At 63.5% G+C, this 19503-nt stretch carries 21 protein-coding genes; 10 read left to right on the forward strand and 11 right to left on the reverse strand.

Going from position 1 to position 19503, the window contains the following annotated elements; genetic code table 11:
- The first annotated feature begins 105 nt into the window (after positions 1–105).
- Positions 106–2310 carry a phosphoribosylformylglycinamidine synthase subunit PurL gene (purL, locus tag G410_RS0103040; protein WP_022672190.1) on the forward strand — a complete coding sequence of 735 codons (2205 nt, stop codon included), beginning with the start codon at positions 106–108 and terminating at the stop codon, positions 2308–2310.
- Positions 2311–2333: 23 nt separating this feature from the next.
- Here purL and G410_RS0103045 read toward each other — a convergent pair whose 3' ends face one another.
- Positions 2334–2975: a ubiquinone biosynthesis protein COQ4 gene (locus G410_RS0103045; protein ID WP_245559293.1), complete on the reverse strand. Its 642-nt coding sequence runs from the start codon at positions 2973–2975 to the stop codon at positions 2334–2336.
- On the opposite strand from G410_RS0103045, the gene G410_RS18250 reads away from it, so the two are divergent.
- Both G410_RS18250 and G410_RS0103050 read left to right on the forward strand, forming a co-directional pair.
- Positions 2868–3131, forward strand: a complete 264-nt coding sequence (locus G410_RS18250; RefSeq protein ID WP_245559294.1) for a hypothetical protein — start codon at positions 2868–2870, stop codon at positions 3129–3131. The two genes, G410_RS0103045 and G410_RS18250, sit on opposite strands and share 108 nt — an antisense overlap.
- 178 nt (positions 3132–3309) lie before the next feature.
- Positions 3310–4572 carry a DUF418 domain-containing protein gene (locus G410_RS0103050; RefSeq protein WP_028970995.1) on the forward strand — a complete coding sequence of 421 codons (1263 nt, stop codon included), beginning with the start codon at positions 3310–3312 and terminating at the stop codon, positions 4570–4572.
- Here G410_RS0103050 and G410_RS0103055 read toward each other — a convergent pair.
- On the reverse strand, positions 4563–4997 hold the full coding sequence (locus G410_RS0103055) for an Hpt domain-containing protein (protein ID WP_022672193.1): 435 nt from the start codon (positions 4995–4997) through the stop codon (positions 4563–4565). The genes G410_RS0103050 and G410_RS0103055 overlap by 10 nt on opposite strands.
- An 80-nt stretch (positions 4998–5077) precedes the next feature.
- Positions 5078–6436 (reverse strand): ribosome biogenesis GTPase Der, encoded by a 1359-nt coding sequence (der, locus tag G410_RS0103060; RefSeq protein WP_022672194.1) that lies wholly within the window; start codon positions 6434–6436, stop codon positions 5078–5080.
- Between the two features lie 445 nt (positions 6437–6881).
- On the opposite strand from der, the gene G410_RS0103065 reads away from it, so the two are divergent.
- Positions 6882–9011: an ankyrin repeat domain-containing protein gene (locus G410_RS0103065; RefSeq protein WP_022672195.1), complete on the forward strand. Its 2130-nt coding sequence runs from the start codon at positions 6882–6884 to the stop codon at positions 9009–9011.
- 68 nt (positions 9012–9079) lie between these two features.
- Here G410_RS0103065 and G410_RS17905 read toward each other — a convergent pair whose 3' ends face one another.
- The 6 genes from G410_RS17905 to G410_RS0103090 all read right to left on the reverse strand — a co-directional run bounded on the left by G410_RS17905 (position 9080) and on the right by G410_RS0103090 (position 13790).
- Positions 9080–9334, reverse strand: a complete 255-nt coding sequence (locus G410_RS17905) for a hypothetical protein (RefSeq protein WP_156851831.1) — start codon at positions 9332–9334, stop codon at positions 9080–9082.
- A 23-nt stretch (positions 9335–9357) separates the two neighbouring features.
- Entirely contained in the window at positions 9358–10683 is a 1326-nt protein-coding gene (locus G410_RS0103070; protein ID WP_022672196.1) for an outer membrane protein assembly factor BamB family protein, read from the reverse strand.
- Positions 10680–11453, reverse strand: a complete 774-nt coding sequence (locus G410_RS15395) for a tetratricopeptide repeat protein (protein ID WP_022672197.1) — start codon at positions 11451–11453, stop codon at positions 10680–10682. Before G410_RS15395 ends, G410_RS0103070 begins: the two co-directional genes overlap by 4 nt.
- Positions 11454–11576: 123 nt before the next feature.
- Positions 11577–12446, reverse strand: coding sequence for a 3-methyl-2-oxobutanoate hydroxymethyltransferase (gene panB / locus G410_RS0103080; protein ID WP_022672198.1), 870 nt, complete (start codon positions 12444–12446; stop codon positions 11577–11579).
- A 38-nt stretch (positions 12447–12484) separates the two neighbouring features.
- Complete coding sequence (locus G410_RS0103085) at positions 12485–13027, reverse strand: hypothetical protein (RefSeq protein ID WP_022672199.1); 543 nt, start codon at positions 13025–13027, stop codon at positions 12485–12487.
- A 328-nt stretch (positions 13028–13355) separates the two neighbouring features.
- The gene (locus G410_RS0103090; protein WP_022672200.1) at positions 13356–13790 is read right to left on the reverse strand and encodes a hypothetical protein; all 435 of its coding nucleotides are present in this window, start codon (positions 13788–13790) and stop codon (positions 13356–13358) included.
- A 178-nt stretch (positions 13791–13968) separates the two neighbouring features.
- Between G410_RS0103090 and G410_RS0103100 the strand changes: the two genes are divergently transcribed.
- From G410_RS0103100 to G410_RS15405, 6 genes are all read left to right on the forward strand, one after another.
- The gene (locus G410_RS0103100) at positions 13969–14250 is read left to right on the forward strand and encodes an exodeoxyribonuclease VII small subunit (RefSeq protein ID WP_028970998.1); all 282 of its coding nucleotides are present in this window, start codon (positions 13969–13971) and stop codon (positions 14248–14250) included.
- Positions 14251–14266: 16 nt separating this feature from the next.
- Complete coding sequence (locus tag G410_RS0103105) at positions 14267–15166, forward strand: polyprenyl synthetase family protein (protein ID WP_022672203.1); 900 nt, start codon at positions 14267–14269, stop codon at positions 15164–15166.
- Positions 15167–15184: 18 nt separating this feature from the next.
- Positions 15185–15682 (forward strand): pantetheine-phosphate adenylyltransferase, encoded by a 498-nt coding sequence (gene coaD, locus G410_RS0103110; protein WP_022672204.1) that lies wholly within the window; start codon positions 15185–15187, stop codon positions 15680–15682.
- A 155-nt stretch (positions 15683–15837) separates the two neighbouring features.
- Positions 15838–16506 (forward strand): peptidylprolyl isomerase, encoded by a 669-nt coding sequence (locus G410_RS15400; RefSeq protein WP_022672205.1) that lies wholly within the window; start codon positions 15838–15840, stop codon positions 16504–16506.
- Positions 16507–16533: 27 nt separating this feature from the next.
- Positions 16534–17559: a tRNA preQ1(34) S-adenosylmethionine ribosyltransferase-isomerase QueA gene (gene queA / locus G410_RS0103120; RefSeq protein ID WP_022672206.1), complete on the forward strand. Its 1026-nt coding sequence runs from the start codon at positions 16534–16536 to the stop codon at positions 17557–17559.
- A gap of 57 nt (positions 17560–17616) precedes the next feature.
- Positions 17617–18552 (forward strand): cation diffusion facilitator family transporter, encoded by a 936-nt coding sequence (locus G410_RS15405; protein ID WP_022672207.1) that lies wholly within the window; start codon positions 17617–17619, stop codon positions 18550–18552.
- 7 nt (positions 18553–18559) lie between these two features.
- Here the strand turns inward: G410_RS15405 and G410_RS0103140 are convergent, their stop codons facing one another.
- Together G410_RS0103140 and bufA1 are read right to left on the reverse strand one after the other, a co-directional pair.
- Positions 18560–19081, reverse strand: a complete 522-nt coding sequence (locus tag G410_RS0103140; RefSeq protein ID WP_028971001.1) for a hypothetical protein — start codon at positions 19079–19081, stop codon at positions 18560–18562.
- Positions 19082–19153: 72 nt separating this feature from the next.
- The gene (bufA1, locus tag G410_RS15410; protein ID WP_084488888.1) at positions 19154–19483 is read right to left on the reverse strand and encodes a BufA1 family periplasmic bufferin-type metallophore; all 330 of its coding nucleotides are present in this window, start codon (positions 19481–19483) and stop codon (positions 19154–19156) included.
- Positions 19484–19503: the final 20 nt, after the last annotated feature.

Genomic DNA, 19503 nt, shown 5'->3' on the forward strand with positions numbered 1-19503 from the left:
GCAGCCGCCCGGTACAATGGACAAACAAGGTCGTTACGGGATCAATACGCAAAGGCCAACCCTGCCGCTTGCCGCGCGGCGGCGCGGGCGCTAATCGGCCTATCCATGACCGATACAGCCGCCGCGCCAGCGATTACGCCCCAGATTGTCGCCGAACATGGGTTCAGCGAGGATGAATATGCCAATGTGCTGAAGGCGCTTGGGCGGGAACCCAATATGGTCGAGCTGGGCATCTTTTCGGTCATGTGGTCGGAGCATTGCAGCTACAAAAGCTCGCGGCTTCATCTCAAGAAATTGCCGACCGAGGGGCCGCAGGTCATTTGCGGGCCGGGCGAGAATGCCGGCGTGATCGATATTGGCGATGGGCAGGCGGCCATCTTCAAGATGGAGAGCCACAACCATCCCAGTTATATCGAGCCTTATCAGGGCGCGGCGACGGGCGTTGGCGGCATATTGCGCGACGTGTTCACCATGGGCGCGCGGCCGGTCGCGAACCTCAACGCGCTGCGCTTCGGCTCGCCCGATCACCGCAGGATGAAGCATCTGGTCAAAGGCGTGGTGGCCGGCATCGGCGGCTATGGAAACTGCGTTGGCGTGCCGACGGTGGGCGGCGAAACCAATTTCCATCCGGCGTATGACGGCAACATTCTGGTCAACGCCATGACCGTCGGTGTCGCCGATCAGGACAAGATATTCTATTCCGCCGCCAGCGGCGTGGGCAATTCCATCGTCTATGTCGGTGCCAAGACTGGCCGGGACGGTATCCATGGCGCGACCATGGCAAGCACGGAATTTGCCGAAGACTCGGAAGAAAAGCGCCCGACCGTGCAGGTTGGCGATCCCTTCACCGAAAAGCTGCTGATCGAAGCCTGTCTGGAGCTGATGGCCACCGACGCGATCGTCGCGATCCAGGATATGGGCGCCGCCGGGCTGACCAGCTCCAGCGTGGAGATGGCCTCCAATGGCGGCGTCGGCATAAGGCTGAACATGGACGCCGTGCCGCAGCGCGAGACCGGCATGAGCGCCTATGAGATGATGCTGTCGGAAAGCCAGGAGCGCATGCTCATGGTACTCAAGCCCGGCCGGGAAGCAGAGGCGGAAGCCATTTTCCGCAAGTGGGAACTGGACTTCGCGGTGATCGGCGAGGTGACCGATACAGGCCGCATGGTGCTCGATCATCATGGCAAGACGGTTTGCGACATTCCGCTCGGTCCGCTCGCCGACGACGCGCCGCTTTACGATCGCCCGCATGTGCCGACGCAGCCGCCCGAAGAGCTGCACAATGTGCCGATGAGCAAAGATATTGGCGCGGATTTGCTGACCTTGATGGCCTGTCCGGATCTCGCCTCGCGCCGCTGGATCTGGCAGCAATATGACAGCCAGGTGGGCGGAGATACCGCGCAGCGATCGGGCGGAGACGCCGCGGTCGTCCGCGTGCACGGCACTGGCAAGGCGCTGGCGATGACGACCGATTGCACGCCGCGCTATTGCTTTGCTGATCCGGAAGAGGGCGGCAAGCAGGCGATCGCCGAAGCGCATCGCAATCTATGTGCGGTGGGTGCCAGGCCTCTGGCGGTCACCAACTGCCTGAACTTCGGCAGCCCGCAAAACCCCAAGATCATGGGGCAGATCGTGGGCTGTCTGAAAGGCATGAGCGACGCCTGCATCGCGCTCGACATGCCGATCGTGAGCGGCAATGTGAGCCTCTATAATGAAAGCAAGGCGACCGGGGGCGGATCCGCGATTTTGCCGACCCCGGCCATCGGGGCGGTCGGCCTGCTCGACAATATCGAACATATGGCCACGATCGCGTTCAAGGAAGCTGGCGAGGCGATCTTCATGATCGGCTATGGCGCTGGGCATGTCGGGCAATCGCTATGGCTGCGCGAATGCCATGGCCGGGAAGAGGGGCCGCCGCCGAAGGTCGATCTGGACGTGGAATTGCGCCATGGCGCATTCGTCCGCGCGCTGGTTGCCGCAGGCAAGGTGAGCGCTGTTCACGATATTGCGGACGGCGGCGCGTTGGTCGCGCTGACCGAGATGGCGCTGGCCGGCGGGATCGGCGCGCGCCTCGATATGCCGCAGCTCGACAATCCCGGCGCGGCGCTCTTCGGTGAGGACCAGGGCCGCTATCTGATCACCACGAGCGACGCGGCCACGATCACGCAGATGGCCGAAGAAGCCGGCATTTTCCTGTTGGCGCTCGGCACCACCGGCGGGGAAACTGTTGGCGGCACCGGCTTCGACGTCGCGCTCGAAACGCTGAAGGATGCGAACGAGCGGTTCTTCCGCGACTGGATGGATAGCTGAAGAAAACCGCCAGCAGTAATGGTTCAGGCGGGGCTTGCCAGCAGATCATAGGGGTCGCGTTCTTCGCTGCGGAAGACGCGGTGCGCTTCCTCGTAAAAGCGAGGCCGGGGAATAAGACGGCGGGTGCGCGCGGAATCCAGTGGCTCGCGCAATAGATCGGTTACCGATTGCTCGCTGATACGCGGACAGGCGCGGCCGATCTTGCGCGCCTCGTTGATCGCCTTGAAAACCGGGGCCTTGGTCCGCGTCTGCTTCTTGATGTTCAAACCGGCCATGTACGCGATGAACAGATTCGCCGGGGCCGGGTTCTGGCCGTAGGTGAAGGCCAGGACGCATGCCTCGCCCAAGGCATCGCGGCCATAGCCTGTCAGGATATGGAGCATGTCGTGGGTGTCGCGGTTGCGGTTGGCATACCATTCCAGCAAGTCATGGTAGCGATGCCCGCCGGTGAAACGGTCATGTTCGGCAACCAGTCCGGCGGCGGACAGCTGCTCGCGCTCCATGAAATCGCAATAAGCGTGGGCCACGCTGCCAGCAGGGCAGGTGCGTAGCATGGCATGGTCATCAAGCAGATCGGGCAGATGTGGCTCTGCGGCACGGATCTTCTGTCCCTCGGCGGACAGGACGAACCGCTCGGCCTCAGCCCGGAAATGGCGGCGTGGCAAGGCTTCGAAAATGTGGAAGACCTGGCTGGTATCTTCCTTGTCTTTGATCAGATTGCGAAAATGTCGCAGCGCCTTGAACGGTCGGAAGCGCGGTTTCTTGCGGCCTGGATGAACCATTGGCTGCGCAGTGGACGGCAAGATCGCGGACGGTGTTGACATCATCTCCACGGCGACAAGATGGTCTCTACTGACATTCATGACAATAGGAAACTGACCCGGCGGCCGCGCCAGCTCGGCGGGTCCATCGGCCCGCTGAATTTCCTAGACGCTGTCCCTCAGGCTTATTAGCGGTCTTGGGATGGGCATGGGCGGCAAAGACAATTCAGCATCGGCCGTGACCAGGGGCAGCGCGATGGATACGCGGCTGGTGGCGCTGGATGCCCTGCGCGGTATTGCGGTCATGGGCATCCTGACCATGAACATCATTGCCTTCGCGCTGCCGGAAAATGCCTATATCGCACCCGGTCTGGCCGGGACCGGTGCGGCAACATCGGGCGATACCGCAAGCTGGCTCACCGCCTTTGTCCTGTTTGACGGCAAAATGCGCGGCCTCTTCTCGCTGCTCTTTGGCGCCAGCCTTTATCTGATCGCCCAACGTGCGGATCGCGGCGATGGCAATGCCGCGTCTGTGCATTATAATCGGATGGTCTGGCTGGGCTTGTTCGGTGCGCTGCATTTCTTCCTGATCTGGTGGGGGGACATCCTGTTTCTATACGCCGTGATCGGCTGCCTCGCCTTCATGATGAAAGACGCAGAAACAAAAACTCTGATCGTGACGGCCCTTGCGGTGTATGCGATCGGCATGGCCTTGATGTGCCTATCTCTGGCCGCGCTGTTCAAGATCGAGGCGGCGGCGCAGGCCCCGGATGCTAGCGCTGCCAGTATCGAGAAATTACGCAGCTTTCTGGCCGGTTTCTCGGACGCGGCGGCGCAGCAGGAAATAGCGGTGTATCGCAGCGACTATTGGCAAATCCTGCACTATCGGCTCGGTCTGTATTGGCGCCCGCTCAGCATGCTGATGCAGTCGGGAACGGAGACTTTCCCGCTTATGCTTCTAGGCATGGCTGGCCTGCGCAGCGGCTTTATTGCGGGACAATGGGCAAGCCGGCGCTATTGGCAGGTGGTCGCTTACCTGCTGCTGCCTGGTCTGCTGCTCTATGCCGTGCTGGGCTATTTAGCGTGGCGTTCTGATTTCGATCCGATCCTATCGCTCAATATCGTGGCGGGGTGGAGCATGCTGCCGCGTCTGATGACGACTCTTGGCTATGCCGCGCTGTTCCTGATCCTGATCCGCGCGCTCGCCGGCACCAGCTTGCTGGACCAATTGGCAGCGGCGGGGCGGGCAGCATTTACCAATTATCTTGGCACCAGTATCCTGATGACCAGCATTTTCTATGGCTATGGACTGGACCTGTTTGCGCGTGTTTCACGGCCCACGTTGTGGCTGTTCGTGCTGGGGGCGTGGGTCCTGATGCTGGCCTGGTCGAAGCCCTGGCTGGACCGGTTCCATTATGGACCGCTGGAATGGCTCTGGCGCAGCCTGGCGCGCCGCGCGCTGCAACCTATGCGCAGGAAAACAGCAACAATTCAGACCTGACCGAACCGCTGGCTGTTGCCGAAGGTTCGCTGTCCGAAGGCGCGGCGCGGCATGGTGGCGACCTGTGGGCTGTCCTCTTTCAGAGTTGCCAGCGTGCGTTCGAACAGGGCGCGCAAGCTGCCGATATCGGCCAGCAGATCGTCCGGGCTGGTCCGCGCTTCGATGCAGTGGCGCGCGACTGTTTCGATATGTTCGGCAGCTTCCATCAGCTTGATCGCGCCGAATTGCGACGATTCGCCCTTGAGCGTGTGGGCCGGAATCACCATCCCCGTCGCGCAGCGGTCGCGCATGGCATTCTCGATCGCAGCGACCGATTTGGTGCCGTCCTCTTCGAAATAGCCCAATATTCTGAGGAAGTTATCGCCAAGCTGCGCGCGTGCAGCCCGGAGCGACGACCAGTTAACCAGATTATCCGCTTGCGTCATGATCCTGCTCGGCCCCCGCTTCCATCATGATCCAGATACGTCAGAGGGGTAAATAGACCGCTAATAATCCCCGTAGACCATCAATCGTCATAGGGATTCTTGGTAGCGCGCAAGGTGAGACGCACCGGGACGGCGCCGAAATCCAGATCGCGGCGGATGCCATTCAGCAGATAGCGTTCATAGCTTGTCGGCAGTTGATCGACACGCGTGCCGAAGATGATGAAGCCCGGCGGCCGGCTTTTGGCCTGGGTGATATAGCGCAGCTTGATCCGCATGCCGCCCGGGGCAGGCGGCGGGTTGAGGGTCACGGCATGTTCGAACCAGCGGTTGAGTGCGGCGGTCGAAACGCGTCGGCTCCATGCGTCGCGTGCGTTGAAGGCCGCCGTCAGCATCTGATCGGTGCCCTTGCCGGTGATGGCCGATACCGCGATCAGCGGCACGCCTTTCAGCTGTGCCAGCCCTTCGTCCAGGGCGGCGCGGATGCCGTTGAACAGCCCGCTGGCGTCTTCGGCCACATCCCATTTGTTGATCGCGATGACCAGCGCGCGGCCTTCCTGGATCACATGATCGGCAATCTTCAGATCCTGCAGTTCCAGCCCCTTGGTCGCATCCAGCAGCAGCACCACAACCTCGGCAAAGTCGATCGCACGGCGGGCATCGGCGACGGAGAGGCGCTCTAGCTTTTCCTTCACCTTGGCCTTTTTGCGCATGCCGGCGGTGTCGATCAGGCGAACCTCGCGGTCCTCGCCGGGACCGGTGGTCCAGACCCAGTCGATCTCGATACTGTCCCGCGTGATGCCCGCTTCCGGGCCGGTGATCAGGCGGTTCTCGCCCAGCAGCTTGTTGATCAGCGTGCTCTTGCCCGCATTGGGGCGGCCGACGATGGCGAGCTTCAGGATGCGGTCGGCATCCTCGTCGATCTCCTCTTCCTCTCCGGCATCGAAGGCGTCGATCACAGGCGCAAGCGCGCCGAACAGATCGGACAAGCCCTCGCCATGCTCGGCGCTGATCGCGATGGGTTCGCCCAGCCCCAGGCTATAGCTTTCCATGATGCCGCTATCGGCCTGATTGCCCTCCGCTTTGTTGATGACGAGGATGACCGGATGGCCCGAGGCGCGCAGCCAGCGGGCGATTTCCTCGTCCAGCGGGGTGACGCCCACGCGCCCGTCGAGAAGGAACAGCGACACAGTGGAGCCGGCCACGGCGGCTTCGGTCTGCATGCGCATGCGGCCGGGCAGGGTCTGCTCGTCATGATCCTCATATCCGGCGGTATCGACCACGCGGAAGCTGAGATCGAGCAGCTCGGCATCGCCTTCGCGCCGGTCACGCGTGACGCCGGGTCGGTCGTCGACCAGCGCGAGACGCTTGCCCACCAGCCGGTTGAACAAAGTGGACTTGCCGACATTGGGACGGCCGACGATGGCGACGGTGGGCAGCAAGACAGGGATCCGATATCTGAAGGGGAGGCGCAATAAGTTGCGCAAAGTTGACAAAGTGAACGCGCAGCGCGTTCAAAACCGGGTACTATTATTTCCTACACGGGCAGGGGCCACGGTGCCAATCGTCCACCGCGCGGCACAACATAGGCGAATTGTGCGATATAGGGAAGGCGTTTGGAATTTGGCCGTCGCAGTGGGCCAATACCGTGCAATGGGCGATGGAGTGCGAAGCAACGCCATCCCAGGCTGGCCCGTTTGCTATAGATGTCGAACCCAGGTTTTCGGCAGTTTCTGGGGATTTTTATCAAGTTTCGCATTTGGGGCATTGCGCGATTTCGTATATATCTGGACCTGGGTGGTTAGCCGACGGTTTGCTTTCGGATGCTTGGGCGGCTGGAGGACCTTGGACGGCAATCGGGTAGTACTGACCGTAAGGTCGACTACGTTGAGCATCCATATTTTGAATGGGGGGCGCTCCGCCCAGGATAGTCGAGCGTTCCTCCAAATGGCCGCGTTGTCGGCTACCGGGCTGACGCTGACAGGCTGCAAGGAGAAGAGCGGAACCATGAATATGTTGTGGCAGCAGTGGCAGGACGACTGGCAATGGATGCAAGGAACCGTCGAACGACGTGGTTGGAACCTGTCTCCTGTCGCGATTTCTGCTCCAGCGAGCGAGGCCGCGCTGCGCCGCCTCGACGCTGCGGCGGCAATGCCCATGCCCGACCAGCTTCGCGAGGTGCTGTCGAGCTGTGCCAGCAGCGTGAGGTTCGGATGGGACGTGCCTTCGCATCTCTACCCAATGGAGCAGCGCAACTTTCCGACCAGCAGCTTCAATCGCGGCTTTGTCTGGGATCTCGACCAGATCGAGAACCACGCGATCCCGAACTTCCAGGCCATGAAGCAGGGTCTGGCCGAGGTGGACGAGAGTGAAGCGCCTAACACGCCGGAAATGTGGGAACGGCAGTTTCCGGTGTTCTGGCTGATCAATGGCGACATCCTGACGATCGACATGCGCCGGGATGACGGTCCGCATCCCGTCCGCTACTTCAGCCACGAGCTGGAGATGCTCCATGGCCAGGCACTCGCGCCCGACTTCCTGACATTTGTCTCCGAGATGGCACGGCTTGGCCAGGCGGGTACCGAATGGGCCTCGTGGATGCTTTTCGGCGAATGGGACGAGGACCGCTACTATCTGCGTGCCGACAGTCCTGGCGGGCATGAGTGGCGGCGATGGCTGGAGAGCGATCCGGCCTTGGTGGTGGAGCCTGACGAGCCGCCACCGGTGGTCCTTGGCGAAACCGCAGCCGAACAAGCGCTTCTGATGGCAGCGCAACGCGGCGACACGGCTGCGGCGACAACCGCCTTGGCCGGCGGCGCCCGTCCCGATGCAGTCTGGAACCCCGGCTGGATACAGTGCAGGCCAACATCCAACGACGAGTTCGCCACGGCTGTGACCTTTGCCGTCCGTCGCAACGACACAAGCCTTGTCGAGCGGCTTTGGAGCCATGGCGCCTCGCTCGACACACGGCACCTGGCCGTTGCAGAGGCTGTGTCCCGCGCGTCGGTTGAGACCCTTCGCTGGCTCTGCCGCAAGGGCGCGCGCGTCAATGGCTGGAAGAATGAGCGCTACTGGCCCATCCACCTCCTGATGACCCAGCGCCAGCGCTTCGTAGCCGCGAGTCCCGAGGAACTCGAACTGCGGCTCAGAGAAGATTATGGCTTGGACAGCGATGAGATGGAGGCCCTCATGCGAGAGACGTTGGAGCCCCTGTTTCAGCGGGACGTCAAAGCCTTCATCACGCCGCAGGACTATCTGGCCATGCTCGAAACTCTGCTGGCGAACGGTGCTGCGCCGGACGCACCATGGGACAATGGCATGACCATGCTGATGTGGAGCGGGCCAGAGACTGCCCGCATCCTGCTACGGTACGGCGCCGACCCAAATTATCTTGCCCCGGGCGGATCGACTCCGCTCCATTTCACGAGTTCAGCCGCCGTCGCCCGTGTCCTCGTCGAAGCTGGGGCAGACGTGAACGCGCTTGCGTCCCCAAATGGGCGAAGGAGTCAAACCGATCCGGTCTATACGCCCTTGCAGGCTTCGCTGATGCTGGGTGATCTGCGGGGCACCGAACTGGCCAAGACGCTTCTGGAGCTTGGTGCAGATCCCTCAAAGCGCGATGGAGACGGCTATTCGACGCTTGGCTATGCGACCAGTGTCCAGGCGTTCGAGCTGATGAGGCCCTACGCTCTCGATCCGCAGGAGCGCATGCCGGACGGCGGCACACTCCTGCACCGCCTCTACCAACAGCGCGGTGCGATCCGCGCAACGTTCCCGGAAGAGGTGGCGATGCTCGACCTTCTCCTGGCCGAAGGCCTCGATATCAACGCACAGAACGATATCGGGCGGACAATCCTTCACATGGCCGCGCCGGACGTCTTCGACGCCGCCTCGCTTGAAATTCTTCTCGACCGTGGTGCAGATCGAAACCTGAGAGATGCGAACGGCAAACGGGCCATCGATCTGATCCCTCGCTCCAGGAAAGACCTCCGAAGCGTTCTGGCATCGGCAAGATGAGGCGTTCGCAATTCATGCCGCATCGTCGATCCGCGCGGACGGCTCTCGGACCCAAGCGACTGGGGTGTTCATGGCTGCAAAAAGCCGTCTGCTGCCAGGCCGGGTTTGGCGTATCGCTTAACATTTCGGCTGTGCATCGCACCGGCACTTCTTAGAGCAAAAAGCGCATAAGCCACCGCGATACAAGTACTCTTAGTGAGCGAGCGGGTCTGCACCATGGCGAAAGGCAGTGCTGGGCCAACCAGTATTTGGTGTGGCACGGCATGGGAGATCACGCCAAGCTTGCCATGGGCTATTTGGATATATGGGGCAGCTGCCATCATGCACCGCCCCTTATCCAATTGTTTCACCGATAGGCGGAGATGCGGCCGCCGTCGTCGAGGATGTAGAGCGTCTGGCTGGCCACGATGGGGGCCACCGACACCGCTTCCTTCACCTCGAACAATTGCGCCGTGGTGCCGCTTTGCGGATCGACCGACCAGATGCCGCCGCGCGTATTGGCCACGATCAGGCGGCCACCGGCCAGCACCGGGCCCTTCCAGTCGATCGGGTCCTTTTTCTTCTCTTCGTTGCGATATTCCGGCAGCTGCGCGACCCAGCGGATCTTGCCGGTGGTGCGCGCCACGGCGAGCAGCTTGGCATCGTCGGTCAGCACGAACACCCAGTCGCCCGCCACCACGGGGGTGGCGATGCCGGCGATGTTGATTTCCCAGATGCGCTGGCCGCTGATCAGCTCATAGGCCGCCATGCGGCCACCCTGGCCGATGGCATAGACGCGGCCACGGTCGATCACCGGATCGGCATCGATATCGGTGAGCGAGGATACCGAGGTGGAGATGCTGGTGCGCGACAGGGCATCGGTCCACAGATCCTGCCCGTTTTCATAGCGATAGGCCGCCAGTTCGCCGGTGGAATAGCCAGCGATCACGGTGCCCTGCGCCGCTGCCGGTGCGGCCACGCCGAAAATGCCGGCCTGCCCGATGGTGCCGGACTTGTTCCAGTTGGTCTTGCCCGTCGCCGGATCGATCGCGAATATCTGATTGTCCTGCGACATCACGTAGATATTGTTGTTCGAAATGGTGGGCGATCCACGCAGGGGGCCGGCGGGGCGCACGCGCCAACGCTCGGCACCGGTGGCGGCATCCAGCGCCACGACATCGCCCAGGCCATCGGTGGCATAGACGCTGTTGCCGTCTGCGGCCACGCCGCCGCCGAACAGGATAGCGCTGTTTTCACCAGACTGCCGCAGCGGCTGCGACCAGATCTTGTCACCGGTCGCCGCATCGAAGGCATACACCACCGCGTCGGTATCGTCGACGAACAGGCGGCCATTGGAGACCACCGGCGCTGCGGCGAGGCGGGCACGGTTGCTGGAACCCTTGATCGACGCGGTCCAGGCCAAGCCAAGATCGGTGCCGAGCGCCAGCTGCCCAAGATTCTTGGCGGCATTGCCACCGGGCTGGGCCCATTCGCTGTTGGCAACCGGTGCGGGCAGGACCACCGGCACGGTGGCCAGTGCAGGATCGACCACGGCGTCGCTTTCCGCGCCCAGGATCGCCACGCGATTGCCCAGCGTGGGTGTTTTCTTTTCCTCGCCGCCGCCAAACAGGCCGCAACCGGTGAGCGCGAGCAGCGCCGAGGCGCACAGCAGCTTGTGGGGGAGGCGGGTCATGAATCGGTTCCTTCGTTCGCGGCAGACGCGTTCGGGGCTGCTGCACCAGCAGGACTTTCATCATCCTGAACGGCATCCACGCCATAGACCCCGGCAAGCTGCCGGGTGCGCTGACGCAGGGATTCGGGCAACGTCTTGTCCTTGGACAGCGCACCGAACAGCGCGCCGGCCAGGTCTTCGCGGCCCATCTTCACATAAGCGAGCGCGGTCATCTCTCCAGCCGGGCCGAACCAGCTATTGCCTTCCACGGCCAGCGGCTTGAGCCGCTCGACCACCTGTTCCGGCTTGATGGCATCGAACTGCAGCGAGGTCTGCCGGACCAGCGCGAGATCGCGGAACGCCTGCGGCAGGCTGTCGTCCTGTATAACCTTGTCATAGCCCTTGATGGCGTCTGCCGTCTTGTTCTGCCGCAGGGCGATATTGGCCTGCGTCATCAGCGCGGCGGCGCGGTATCCGTCATTGGAATTCTGCGCCAGATCGGTCAGGATCGGGTCTGCGGTCGCCGCATCGCTGGCCGCTGCGGCATCCATGGCCGTCACATAACGCTCGGCAATCTTGCCGTCTGCCGCGGCCTGCTGATTGTGCCAGATGATATATCCGCCGAACGCGGCCAGGCCGAGGACGATCAGGCCAAGGATCCACCAGCCATAGCGTTTGCCGAAGGCTTCCATGTCGGAACGGCGAACGGCATCGTCCACCTCGCGCATGAAAACGTCGTCGCTCTTGTCGCCAGAGGTCTTGTCAGTAGTTTTCGATGGGGTCAGCGCCACGCAGGCTCTCCGCTCTCAGAATGATCGGAGCACGCCTTAGCGATGCAGCCGGTAGGGTGACAAGGAGGGATTGCGGTGCGCACGGGCACCGCCGGTGCGCGCGCCATCGCTTTTTGCGGCCGTTCAGCTCTTGGGCTTGTAGATTTCGTCGGCCGAAGGAAATGCGCGCGAACGCACGTCGGCGGCATAGCGCTCTACCGCTTCGGTCATGGTTTCGGCCATATTGCCATAGCGTTTCACGAAGCGCGGGGTGCGCTCGAACAGGCCGAGCATGTCTTCGGTCACCAGCACCTGGCCATCGCAGCGGGCCGACGCGCCGATGCCGATCACCGGCACATCGAGCGTGCCGACGATGGTGTCGGCCAGCGTTTCGACCACGCCTTCCACCACCACGGCAAAGGCACCGGCCTGCGCCACCGCCTCGGCATCGCCGACGATCTTGTCATATTCCGCGCCAGACCGGCCGCGCGCGCCATAACCGCCCAGCGTGTTCACCGCCTGCGGCGTCAGGCCGACATGGCCCATCACGGGAATGCCACGCTCTGACAGAAAGCGGACGGTGTCGGCCATGGCCGCGCCGCCTTCCAGCTTCACCGCTGCGGCGCCGGTATCGGCCAGGATGCGGCTGGCGCTTTCGAACGCATGGACGGGCGACGCCTCGTAACTGCCGAACGGCATGTCGACGACGACGGCGGCGTGATAGCTGCCGCGTGAGACGGCGGCGCCATGCGCGCACATCATGTCGAGCGATACGGGCAGGGTGGAGGGCAGGCCATAGATCACCTGGCCGAGCGAATCGCCCACCAGCAGGATATCGCAATGCGGATCGAGCAGCTGGGCGGTGCGCACGGTATAGGCCGTCAGCATCACCAGCGGCTCGGCCTCAGGATCGCCCTTGCGCGCCTTGATCGCCGGGATGGTGACCCGCTTCATGGGCTTGGGCGTGGGGGTGGCGCGGCTGGTGGCGCTATCGACGGTATAGGTGGTGGACATGGGACGGGCTTGTAACGATGCGCAGGCGCGCTGACCAGCTACTGGAAGAGCTTGCGGCCAAAAGGCCGGCGCCGCCTGCCGCGCCCGGCCCATGCGGCCAGAAGCGCGATCAGGCTGAACACCACGATCATGGTGATGGCAAAGACGGTCACGTCGCTGCCTTCCGGCCCGAACCAGTTGATCAGCTGCAGCGCCAGCAGCACCCCGGCCAGAATATAGACGCGCAGATGCGACGGCTGCCGGAAGGGCGGGCGGGTGGTGCGGATATAATAGAAAAAGGCCGCAGAGATGAGCGCGAGCTCCACCAGGATGGCGATGGCGGGATGGTCCCACAGGCCAAAACCCAGCTTGTCGGAGCCTCCGGCCAGCGTCAGATCCGCCGGATGGACGATCAGATCGACAAACCAGTGCGACAGCACGACCAGGGCCGCCAGAATTGCTGCGCGGATTTTGCGGTAATAGATGAACACCGGCACCGCAAAGACGATGGCGGCAACCGCCGTTCCCAGCAGGCTGTGGCTGAACGGCATGTCATACAGATCCAGCGGCACCAGACGGTCGCTGCCCGACAGGAACCGCATATGTTCCGATCCGGTCAGCAGAAAGACGGCAAACAGATAGTCGACAAACTGGGCCGCAACAAACAGCAGTCCGAGGTCCGGCGATTTTCGTTGCGAGGCGACCAGAAGCGCCGGCGCGAAATGTCCAATAAAAATGCTGCAATCCCTCGACCAATTTGGCGCAGCATAAATCGACTGTCGAAGGCGCGGCTGTCAAGGCGTGCAGCATGGGCTCGGCGGCTTGGGAGACCCATTCAGCGTATAAACGCTCTTATGGACCGGGAACCGAACGTGAAAAGGGCGCCCGCAGCGGGGCGCCCTCATCCATTCGGCTAACAGCTGTGGTTGATCAGCTGGACTTGCAGGTCTGCATGTCCTTGCCCGGCAGGGTGACCTGAATGTTCTGGCCGGTGCCCATCAGCGCATATCCGTCGCCGCCAGTCAGCGTCGGCGTATCGGTTTCGGCTTCGGCGGTCTGCGGAGTCATCCCGGCTTCGGGCGTGGCCGTCGCATCGGCCTGCGGGGCGTTGAGAATGGTGGACGTGCCGTTCTGTTCGGTCCGCAGACCGGCGCGGCGGCCGCCCTCGTAGAAATCGACATAGATTACGGAGCTGTCGGCGCAGCGATAGACGCCGCTGTCGACGATGGCTGGCGGCAGGGTGATCGGCTCGGCATCGGCCGCAGCCTGCGTGGCGGCATCGTCGGTCGTTTCTGCGGTGTCGTTGTTGCAGCCGGCCAGGGCCAGTAACGCGATCGGTGCCAGGGAGAAGAGGGTCTTGCGCATGATAGCTCCAATTTTGGTTTGCGCGCTGCTCAATGGATTGGCGGTGCCGCAGTTCCAAGGATAAAATCACCCAAGCCCCATGATTTTGCGATCGGCATCCCAATCGGCCAGCTGCGCCTGGTGACAGAACCGGCGCAGCGTCTTGACCCGGCCAGCGCCCACGGCCATGCATCGGCCCATGACCGACCAAGCGCCGCCCGCCGCGAACACCGCGCCTGCAGACCAGGCTTCCCCGACCGATCAGCTCAGCTTTGAGGAGTCGCTCAAGCGGCTGGAGGATATCGTCAACCAGCTGGAGCGCGGCGATGTGCCGCTCGACAAGTCGATCGATCTCTATGCCGAAGGTGACCGGTTGCGCGCGCAGTGCCAGAAACGGCTCGACGCGGCCCGCGCCAAGATCGACCAGATTCGCGTGCGTGCGGATGGCACGGCGGATGGCACCCGCCCGTTCGACGATTGATCGGGCACACCGCATCATGACCGCCAACGCCACCAGCCTGACCACCGCCTTCGAGCGCATGACCGCCGAGGTCGATGCGCTGTTCGATATTCTGCTGGCATCGCCCGCCGACACGCGCGCGCGGCTATATGATGCCATGCGCCATGCTGCGGTGGGCGGCGGAAAGCGCCTGCGCCCGCTGCTGCTGGTGTCCGTTGCCGAAATGCTGGGCGTGGACCGGGCCGCCGCCGTGCGCGCGGGCGGCGCGGTGGAAGCGATCCATGTCTATTCGCTGATTCACGACGATCTGCCGGCGATGGACGATGACGATCTGCGCCGCGGCAAACCCACCGTGCACAAGGCGTTCGACGAGGCGACCGCCGTGCTGGCGGGCGACAGTCTGCACGCGCTCGCGTTCGAGATACTGGCCGACGAACAGGTGCACAGCGATCCGGCCATCCGCATGGAACTGGTCCGCATCCTTGCCGAAGCCAGCGGCCCGAGCGGCATGGCGGGCGGCCAGATGATGGATCTGGAGGCGGACAAGGGCGGTTATGACCTGCCCACCGTCACGCGGTTGCAGCAGCTCAAGACCGGCGCGCTGATCGGCGCATCGGTGGAGATGGGCGCCGTGCTGGGCCGGGCATCGGACGATATGCATGTCGCGCTGCGCGGTTATGCCCGCGACATCGGCCTGGCCTTCCAGATCGCCGACGATCTGATCGATGTGGAAGGGGACGAGGAAAAGGCCGGCAAGGCGCTGCGCAAGGATGGCGAACAGGGCAAGGAAACCTTCGTCTCGCTGCTCGGTATCGATCGTGCGCGCGAGCAGGCGCATATCCTGTCCGAACAGGCCGTGCGGCATCTGCGCAGCTTTGGCGCGGAAGCCGATATTCTGCGTGCGCTGGCACGCTTCACGGTCGAACGCGATCGATAGGGCGAAAGGGGCCAAGCCATGACACGCGTAGGAATTTATCCCGGAACATTCGATCCGATCACCCTGGGCCATATGGACATCATCCGCCGGGGCGCAAAGCTTGTCGACAAGCTGGTGATCGGGGTGACCACAAACCCGTCCAAGAACCCGATGTTCGACGTCGATGAACGGCTCGCCATGGTCCGGCGCGAAGTGGCCGATATCGACAGCGCGGAGATCGAGGTGGTCAGCTTCGGCAATCTGCTGATGCATTTTGCCGAGCAGGTGGGCGCGTCCGTTATCGTGCGCGGCCTGCGGGCGGTGGCCGATTTCGAATATGAGTATCAGATGGCCGGTATGAACCAGCAGCTGAACGATTCGATCGAGACGATCTTTCTGATGGCCGACGTGTCGCTGCAGCCCATCGCATCCCGGCTGGTGAAGGAAATCGCCATATTCGAGGGCGATATTTCCAAATTCGTGACGCCTGCAGTGTGCGCGGAAGTCGTGGCGCGGGTGGCCAGAAACAAGGCATGACCGATTGGCCATGCCGGGCGGCTGCGGCATGGCATACTCTAATCGTCACGCCGGCCTTGTTCATGGCCTCTTCGTTCATGACGCCTTCGTTCATGACAGGGCCAGCCGCATTCGCTAGGGCGCTGACACTGGACAGATCACAGGACCGTGACCCGATGCGTATAGCCAAGTTTTTTGCCTTTCTTGCCGCACTCATGCTGGGTGCTGCCGCCTATGCGCAGTCGACCGGACCGGTCGACGCTGCGGTGCCGGACCCCGATCTGAGCAATGTGCTCTATCTCGATCTGTCGACCGGCGGGCGCGTGACCATCCGGATGTATCCCACGGTGGCCCCCAATCATGTCGAGCGGATCAAGACGCTGGCGCGGCAGGGCTTTTACGACGGGGTGATATTCCACCGCGTGATCGAAGGCTTCATGGCGCAGACCGGCGATCCGACGGGCACCGGCACCGGCGGATCCGATCTGCCCGATCTGGTGCAGGAATTCAGCAAGCTGCCCCATCTGCGTGGCACGCTCGCCATGGCGCGGGCCCAGAGCGAGGACAGCGCGAACAGCCAGTTCTTCATCGTCTTCCAGCCCAATTTCAAACTGGATGGCAAATATACCGTGGTGGGCCGCGTCACCTCCGGCATGGAATTTGTGGACGCCATCGCGCGGGGCGAGCCACCGGCGAATCCCGACGTCGTGCTGCAGGCCTCGCTCGGCGATGCGCCCAAGCCGGAGCCCGATTACGCTGCCGCTCGTGCCCGCCTGAACGCCGCCAATCCGGCCGCGCAGCCTGCCGTGACCACGGACGAGCTGAACGCCCCGATCCGCCAGTAAACCCGCATCCAGACGGGGGGCAGTGCGATGCGTGTAGACCTGTTCGATTTCGATCTGCCGCCTGAGCGTATCGCGTTGCGGCCGGCCAGCCCGCGCGATGCCGCGCGGCTGCTGACGGTCGATGCGCTGGGCATGGCCGACCGGACGATGCGCGATCTGCCCGGCCTGCTGCGCGCTGGCGATGTGCTGGTGTTCAACGATACGCGGGTGATCCCGGCCCAGCTGGAGGGCATGCGGGGCGAGGCGCGGATCGGCGCAACGCTGCACAAGCGGATGGACCTGCGCCGCTGGCAGGCCTTTGTCCGCAATGCCAAGCGCCTGCGCGTCGGCGAACGCGTGGATTTCGGCCAGGATGTGACGGCAATCGCCGAGGACCGGCTGGACGATGGCAGTTTCGTGCTGGCTTTCGAGGGCGAGGAACCGGTGGAAACGCTGATCGAGCGTGCCGGGCGCATGCCGCTGCCGCCCTATATCGCCGCCAAACGTCCGACGGATGCGCGCGATGCGGACGATTATCAGACCATGTTCGCGAAGGAAAAGGGCGCGGTGGCCGCACCGACGGCAGCGCTGCACTTTACGCCGGGGCTGATGGCCGCGCTGGAGCAGGCCGGTATCGCCACCGAGACTCTTACGCTGCATGTCGGCGCTGGCACCTTCTTGCCTGTAAAGGTGGACGATACCGACGCGCACCGGATGCATAGCGAATGGGGCCGGATCGACGCGGCGACGGCGGAGCGGCTGAATGCCGTGCGGGCAAAAGGCGGGCGGCTGATCTCGGTCGGCACCACCGTGCTGCGCCTGCTGGAAAGTGCGAGCCGCGAGGATGGCCGCATCCAGCCGTTCGAGGGCGATACCGCCATCTTCATCACGCCGGGCTATCGCTTCCGGGCAATCGATGGCCTGATGACCAATTTCCATTTGCCCAAATCCACGCTGTTCATGCTGGTCAGCGCGCTGATGGGGCGGGAACGGATGCAGGCGGCCTATGCCCATGCCATAGCCGAGGACTACCGCTTCTACAGCTATGGCGATGCGAGCCTGCTGCTGCCGTAAACAATCGAGCGCGATGTCCTAGCATATCGCGCCCCGGCATCGTTAAAAGCCGGATCCATGAGCGATTCGCATGCCCATCACGGCCATAGCCACGGTCCCGGCGGGCACAGCCATGCCCCGGCCGATTTCGGACGCGCCTTTGCCATCGGCACCGTGCTCAATCTCGCATTCGTGGCGGTGGAGGGCGCGGCGGGGTTCATCACCGGATCGGTCGCGTTGCTGGCCGATGCCGGGCATAATCTGTCGGACGTCCTTGGCCTGCTGATTGCCTGGGGCGGGGCGGAGCTGGCCAAGCGTCCGGCCTCCGAACGGTTCACCTATGGCCTACGCGGTTCCTCCATCCTCGCGGCGATCGCCAATGGCGTGATCCTGATGGTGGCCGTCGGGGCCATTTCGCTGGAAGCGGTTCAGCGCTTTTCCGATCCGCCGCCCGTGCCCGGCGTCACCGTCATGATCGTGGCGGGTATCGGCATCCTCATCAACGGCGCCACCGCCATGCTGTTCGCGCGCGGACGCAAGGGCGATGTGAATATTCGCGGGGCCTATCTGCACATGGCCGCCGATGCCGCCGTGTCCGCCGGTGTGGTGATTGCCGGCGCGCTGATCCTGTTTACCGGCGCGCGCTGGATCGATCCGGTGGTCAGCCTGCTGATCGTGGTCGTGATCCTGTGGAGCACATGGGGTTTGCTGAAGGAATCGGTGGCCATGGCGCTGGGCGCCGTGCCGCGCGCGATCGACCCCGGCGCGGTGCGGGGGCTGCTGGCCGGTCAGGACGGCGTGGCCCGCGTGCATGATCTGCACATCTGGCCCATGAGCACCACCGAAGTGGCGCTGACCGCGCATCTGGTGATGCCGGGCGGCCATCCCGGCGACGAATTCCTACTGAAGATGCAGCGGCTGCTCGATCATGATCACGGCATTGCGCATGTGACCCTGCAGATCGAGATCAACGACGATGTGCCCTGCCTGCTGCATGACGAGCATTGCGCCTGAGCCGGCCCTAGTCGCGGCAGACCCGAAATGGCAGCTGCGCCTGACCAGCCTGTTGCGAGCCGACTTCGAGCGCCAGCGCCAGTACCGCGGCCAGATTCCGTGCGGGCAGGGGTTCCAGCTGCTCCAGCAGACGATCGGTAACCGAACAGGCCTGCGCATCCATCTCGAAGGCGATCTTTCCGGCCAGGGCGGGGGCCAGCACCATCTTGGCAAAGGCATCTCCGCTGCTGCCCGGAGCCAGCGGCAGATTGGCCAGCTCGGTCACCACCGTGCGGGCCGTGGGCCAGGCCTTGTCCGCCCCCGCCTGCCACTCTTGCGAAAGGCGCTGCGCATTGACGGTAAGATAAGCATTGGTGCCAAGACTAGGCGCACATTTGCGGGCCATCTCGGTGGCCAGCGAGGGCATGACATAGGCGGTCACGGCCTCATTCTGCGCAGGCGTGATGCAGGGCTTTGGCTGGGCAGCCTGCGCGCTCGCGGCGGCGGGCAAAGCGAACATGGCAGCGCCAAGGGCAAGGCGGGAGAACATGGGGGCTGATCTTTCAGGCTGACGACGTTGCGCGGCCTGTAGGCGATGCCGACTGTCCCATGAATGAATGGCCTATAGCCGTGAATCGCGTCGTGAGGTGAGCGCGCCGCCAAGACTGGCGCAGGTGCCACGCGGCACGAACAGCCAGGCATCGCTCTGCCGGTCCAGACGCGCGGTGCCCGGCCCCTTGGCGCCGCCATGATTGGCCTGCGCCTTGGCAATGCCATAGCATTTCTCCTTCGGCGCCGGGCTGGGCATCGGCACGGGCCTGTCCGGCGTTTCCATCGAATAGCTGGTCGGCACCGGGCTGGGCGGTGCTTCGCGCGCGTTATCACAGGCCGAGAGGGCGCACAGCGCAAGCGCCACTGCGCCGGCACGTCGGACCGCTTGTGCTCCTGCCATTTGCAAATCCCCCGTGGCGC

The organism is Novosphingopyxis baekryungensis DSM 16222, assembly GCF_000420305.1.
Classification (GTDB): Bacteria; Pseudomonadota; Alphaproteobacteria; order Sphingomonadales; family Sphingomonadaceae; genus Novosphingopyxis; species Novosphingopyxis baekryungensis.

Excerpts from the sequence above, each read along its gene's own strand:
- G410_RS0103100 (WP_028970998.1), top strand. The coding sequence starts at position 13,969 with ATGACCGACCAAGCGCCGCCCGCCGCGAACACCGCGCCTGCAGACCAG.
- purL (WP_022672190.1), top strand. The coding sequence starts at position 106 with ATGACCGATACAGCCGCCGCGCCAGCGATTACGCCCCAGATTGTCGCC.
- G410_RS0103105 (WP_022672203.1), top strand. The coding sequence starts at position 14,267 with ATGACCGCCAACGCCACCAGCCTGACCACCGCCTTCGAGCGCATGACC.
- G410_RS0103085 (WP_022672199.1), bottom strand. The coding sequence starts at position 13,027 with ATGCGGTTCCTGTCGGGCAGCGACCGTCTGGTGCCGCTGGATCTGTAT.
- bufA1 (WP_084488888.1), bottom strand. The coding sequence starts at position 19,483 with ATGGCAGGAGCACAAGCGGTCCGACGTGCCGGCGCAGTGGCGCTTGCG.
- G410_RS0103140 (WP_028971001.1), bottom strand. The coding sequence starts at position 19,081 with ATGTTCTCCCGCCTTGCCCTTGGCGCTGCCATGTTCGCTTTGCCCGCC.
- G410_RS17905 (WP_156851831.1), bottom strand. The coding sequence starts at position 9,334 with ATGATGGCAGCTGCCCCATATATCCAAATAGCCCATGGCAAGCTTGGC.
- G410_RS18250 (WP_245559294.1), top strand. The coding sequence starts at position 2,868 with ATGGTCATCAAGCAGATCGGGCAGATGTGGCTCTGCGGCACGGATCTT.
- G410_RS0103055 (WP_022672193.1), bottom strand. The coding sequence starts at position 4,997 with ATGACGCAAGCGGATAATCTGGTTAACTGGTCGTCGCTCCGGGCTGCA.
- G410_RS15405 (WP_022672207.1), top strand. The coding sequence starts at position 17,617 with ATGAGCGATTCGCATGCCCATCACGGCCATAGCCACGGTCCCGGCGGG.
- G410_RS15400 (WP_022672205.1), top strand. The coding sequence starts at position 15,838 with ATGCGTATAGCCAAGTTTTTTGCCTTTCTTGCCGCACTCATGCTGGGT.
- panB (WP_022672198.1), bottom strand. The coding sequence starts at position 12,446 with ATGTCCACCACCTATACCGTCGATAGCGCCACCAGCCGCGCCACCCCC.
- G410_RS0103070 (WP_022672196.1), bottom strand. The coding sequence starts at position 10,683 with ATGACCCGCCTCCCCCACAAGCTGCTGTGCGCCTCGGCGCTGCTCGCG.
- queA (WP_022672206.1), top strand. The coding sequence starts at position 16,534 with ATGCGTGTAGACCTGTTCGATTTCGATCTGCCGCCTGAGCGTATCGCG.
- coaD (WP_022672204.1), top strand. The coding sequence starts at position 15,185 with ATGACACGCGTAGGAATTTATCCCGGAACATTCGATCCGATCACCCTG.
- G410_RS0103090 (WP_022672200.1), bottom strand. The coding sequence starts at position 13,790 with ATGCGCAAGACCCTCTTCTCCCTGGCACCGATCGCGTTACTGGCCCTG.